This is a genomic window from Deltaproteobacteria bacterium (assembly GCA_016183235.1).
Lineage (GTDB): Bacteria > UBA10199 > UBA10199 > DSSB01 > JACPFA01 > JACPFA01.
Genome location: JACPFA010000020.1, coordinates 1 through 4,460, shown reverse-complemented (window position 1 = coordinate 4,460; position 4,460 = coordinate 1). Strand labels below are relative to the sequence as shown.

Annotated in this window: 3 protein-coding genes and 1 pseudogene; 2 read left to right on the top strand and 2 right to left on the bottom strand. The window is 43.8% G+C overall.

The features are described 5' to 3' along the window. The coding region (locus HYU97_04455) for a HEAT repeat domain-containing protein (GenBank protein MBI2335994.1) at nucleotides 1-659 on the top strand (659 nt) is incomplete at its 5' end. A gap of 61 nt (nucleotides 660-720) precedes the next feature. Beyond that, nucleotides 721-894, top strand: a pseudogene (locus HYU97_04450) (NAD(P)/FAD-dependent oxidoreductase). Nucleotide 895: 1 nt separating this feature from the next. Here HYU97_04450 and typA read toward each other — a convergent pair. Continuing rightward, entirely contained in the window at nucleotides 896-2,731 is a 1,836-nt protein-coding gene (gene typA / locus HYU97_04445) for a translational GTPase TypA (GenBank protein ID MBI2335993.1), read from the bottom strand. Between the two features lie 250 nt (nucleotides 2,732-2,981). After that, nucleotides 2,982-4,142, bottom strand: coding sequence for an NnrS family protein (locus tag HYU97_04440; GenBank protein MBI2335992.1), 1,161 nt, complete (start codon nucleotides 4,140-4,142; stop codon nucleotides 2,982-2,984). Nucleotides 4,143-4,460 lie beyond the last annotated feature (318 nt).

Below are 4,460 nucleotides of genomic sequence, written 5' to 3'. Positions count from 1 at the left end.
TCATCGAAGTACTTAAAAATAATACTGATCCTAAGGTTCGAATTGCGGCTGCCTATGCTTTAAGAGGCACGACTGATCCTCAAGCAATATCCGCACTCATCGAAGCACTTAAAAATAATACTGATCCTGAGGTTCGAATTGAGGCTGCCCATGTTTTAAGAGGCACGACTGATCCTCAAGCAATATCCGCACTCATCGAAGTACTTAAAAATAATACTGATCCTAAGGTTCGAATTGCGGCTGCCTATGTTTTAAGAGACACGACTGATCCTCAAGCAATATCCGCATTCATCGAAGTACTTAAAAATGATACTGATCCTAAGGTTCGAATTGAGGCTGTCAATGTTTTAAGAGGCACGACTGATCCTCAAGCAATATCCGCACTCATCGAAGTACTTAAAAATAATACTGATCCTAAGGTTCGAATTGAGGCTGCCTATGTTTTAAGAGGCACGACTGATCCTCAAGCAATATCCGCACTCACCGAAGCACTTAAAAATGATGCTGATCCTGAGGTTCGAATTGAGGCTGGCAATGCTTTAGTAGGCACGACTGATCCTCAAGCAATATCCGCATTCATCGAAGTACTTAAAAATGATGCTGATCCTGAGGTTCGACTCGCTATTGAGCAAATATTCAATGGCATTGTACAACCTTAAGATGATCCTATTAAAAAATTGGGAAGTAACACCTGCAAGAGCTGCAAGCTTCGACCAAACCGAAGTAACCCGTGGCGACATCGACACAGCAGAACTCTCCTCTAAAACCATGGAAACGAAAAAGGTGCCGGGTCTTTATTTCATTGGTGAAGTGGTTGATGTTACCGGCTGGCTAGGGGGCTATAATTTTCAGTGGGCCTGGGCTAGCGGATATGCAGCTGGTTTAAGTTTATAATTTAATTTTGGGCCTTTTTGGCGGCTACTTTACGTTCATTTGAATTGAGGATGGCTTTGCGTAGGCGGATGCTTTTGGGGGTTACTTCTACCCATTCGTCTTCTTTGATAAACTCGATGGCTTGTTCCAACGTCATGGGAACTACCGGGGTTAAAATAACATTTTCGTCTTTGCCGGAAGCCCGCATGTTGGTGAGCTTTTTAGCACGAGTTGGGTTAATCTCTAAATCGCTTTCTCGGGTATATTCGCCCACAATCATTCCTTCATAAACGGCTGTGCCTGGGGTAATAAAAAATTTACCGCGATCTTCTAAATGGAAAATACCGTAAGCCACGGCGTCCCCATTGCGATCACAAACCAGCGAACCGGAGGTACGATGAACTACCTCACCCCGATGCGGCTCATAGCCTTCTACGTAGGCATTCATAATACCGGTGCCCTTGGTATCGGTTAAAAATTCGCCACGATAACCAATCAACCCACGCGAGGGGATGCTAAATTCTAAACGCACTCGGCCGGTGCCAAAGGGTTGCAGGTTCATCATGCGGCCTTTGCGCGCCGCAATTTTTTCAGTGATGATGCCCGTGCAGGTTTCGTCACAATCAATCATTAAATGCTCGATGGGTTCTAACTTTTGACCATTTTCTTCTTTAAAAATAATTTGTGGCTTGCCAACACAAAGCTCAAAGCCTTCTCGCCGCATGGTTTCAATTAAAATAGAAAGTTGTAATTCCCCTCGCCCCTTTACAATAAAACTTTCACCCGATTTTTCTAATTCAAGTTCAATCGCCACATTATAAAGGGTTTCTTTTTGCAACCGTTCCCAAATGCGGGCTGACTGCACGTATTTACCCTCACGACCTGAAAAAGGTGAAGTATTGGGCATAAAGCGCATGGCCACTGTGGGTTCGTCGACTTGAATGCGGGGCAGGCTTTGGGGATTTTCGCGCGTACAAATGGTGTCGCCAATTTTGACCTCGTCGATCCCTGCTAAAATGACGATGTCACCGGGATAAACCGCATCGACTTCTTTGAAATGAATGCCTTCGTAAACTTGCAATTTCGACACCTTGAGATTACGAATTTGCCCATCTTCGCCAATGCACACCAACTGCTCATTTTTTTTGACCTCGCCATTAAAAACTTTGCCAATCGCAAGCCGGCCCACATAATCGGAGTAACCTAAGTTGCAAACCAACATTTGAAAAGGTGCCGCGGTATCATAATGAGGCGGCGGGATGGTGTTAATGATGGTATCAAATAAAACTTGTAGATTTTGTTCTGTACCGTCTAAGGTTTTTTTTGCAATGCCTTCTCGACCAATGGCATAAAGCACAGGAAATTCGATTTGGTGATCATTGGCCCCCAAATCAATAAACAGGTGATAAATTTCATCAAGCACGACTTTCGGTCGTGAATCTTTGCGATCAATCTTATTAACAATCACAATCGTTTTTAAGTGACGCTCTAAGGCCTTGTGCAACACAAAGCGGGTTTGAGGGAGCGGCCCTTCAGCACTATCTACCAACAAAATCACCCCATCGACCATCATGAGCGCACGCTCTACCTCACCGCCAAAATCGGCATGCCCTGGGGTATCGACAATATTGATCTTGATGTCTTTATAAATCACCGAACAATTTTTAGCCGCAATGGTGATACCTCGTTCGCGCTCGAGATCTAGATTATCCATTACCCGTTCGGCAATCTGTTGATTATCTCGAAACATGCCGGCTTGGCGAAAGAGATGATCGACTAAGGTTGTCTTGCCATGATCAACATGGGCAATGATGGCGATATTGCGAATATGAGGATTGGTAGCTAAGGTTTGAGTCATGGTGTGGCAGGCACTAATGGAGTTGAGCCTTAAAATCAATCCCCAAAAGTATTTTTGACCGTAATGCCTCAGTTTTGGGTGGAGAGTGCTTAGATTGTTTCGTCAGCCGTGCTAACTGGCGAAGCAATCTCACCGGTTAAACAGAAGAGATTGCTTCGGCTGGCTGGCCTCGCAATGACAGAGGAGGCCCCGCCGCTTCAAGCAATGGCTTCCTCAACAATCTAAGCACTCTCCACCCAAAACTGAGGCATTACTTTTTAACCGCCTTCCAGAGAATAGAGTACATCCAAATTAAAACGCCTAGGCTCCAGGTGATCGAGGCATAACTTAAGTGGGAGGCATAAACTTCAGGAAAAAGGTTGGCCGAAAGGCGCACCAGGCCTGCAAACACGATCAATATAACCGCAACGGAGAAAGGTAAAAATCGACCCTTTAACAGTTGCGAATAACCGCAATGGCTTAAGATCACACGGCTGGCAATGCTAAAGGTGCTAAGACTAAACCCTCCGACAAAACAAAAATGCAAAAATCCAAGCCGATATTGGGGTGACACAAAAGCTGCGCCCCAAAAACCCAAGACTAAAAGCCACAACGATGTCTGCAGGGCATAGGCTGTCAGTTTACCGCTGGGAGATTTGCGATGAATCTTCATTTGAATGAAGACGACCAGCGACACTAATAATGCCCTCATCATTAAACCTGCTTTGGCAGAAATAAAACCTTCTATTAGAAAGCTCAAAAATATGCTCAAGGCCAACCCTAAATGTAAAAACAATTGCTCTTTGGGTGAACGAAACGTGGGAAGTTTATCATTTTTCGATTCAGGCAGGCCTTCGGCCCAGCCTAAAATAGAACGAATTAAAAAGCCCCCTACTCCCAGCAAGAAAAACAAAAGCATCCCTTGAAAAAGATAGGCCTTGGCTAAATTTTCCCAAACCGGGGAAAATAAAAATAAGATATTTCCCAAAAAACCTGCGGCAAAACCAAAGGGCAAATACACAAAAGTAGCCGGTGGGTTTTGTTGCCTTGCAAAAAATCTTTTGCCTAAAAAAATAATGAGCACCAAAAGATTGACTAAAAAAATCAGATGATGCCACCAAAATTGTTGGCTTAAAACTGCCAGCACAGCCGCCAATAACAGTATGAGCAAACTCGCTACCTCTAAAATTGTAAAGTGGGCCGCCCGGGTAAAGCGAGGCACTGCAGTCGTAAGAAAACCCATCACAAAAGAAAACACAAACCCATCGATCATCAAATTAGAATGAAATGGAAAAGGGGCGTGATAAAATTGTGGATACCATTGCAACAACGGCCAATAAGAAATGCCCACCAAGGCGACAAGTGAGCCTAAGGGAAAGAAAAGCCGAAAGGGTTCACTGGAAATTTTTTGTATTATGATGGTAGAGTTCATATGTTATGGCCCTATGAAGGTTATCTCTTGAGTCAAGCTTTCTTGCAAGGTTTGATGGTGATGGTCCTTGCATCTTTTTAAAGATATTGGTAAATTAACCTATATCGTAAAAAACTCATGAGTAATTTGCGATCACTACTGTCCCAACGTTGAAATTTGAATCAGCGTTAAGCTCCCAATTACAAATGTTTTTTCGTCCAAATCAGCCGTAATCGATTTGAAATCAAAAACGGTTTTCATTCGTGATATTCCGCATCCGGAGGACATCATGAACACCAGCCCAACCGTTTTCTCTCAAATTATGAATCACTTGCCGCT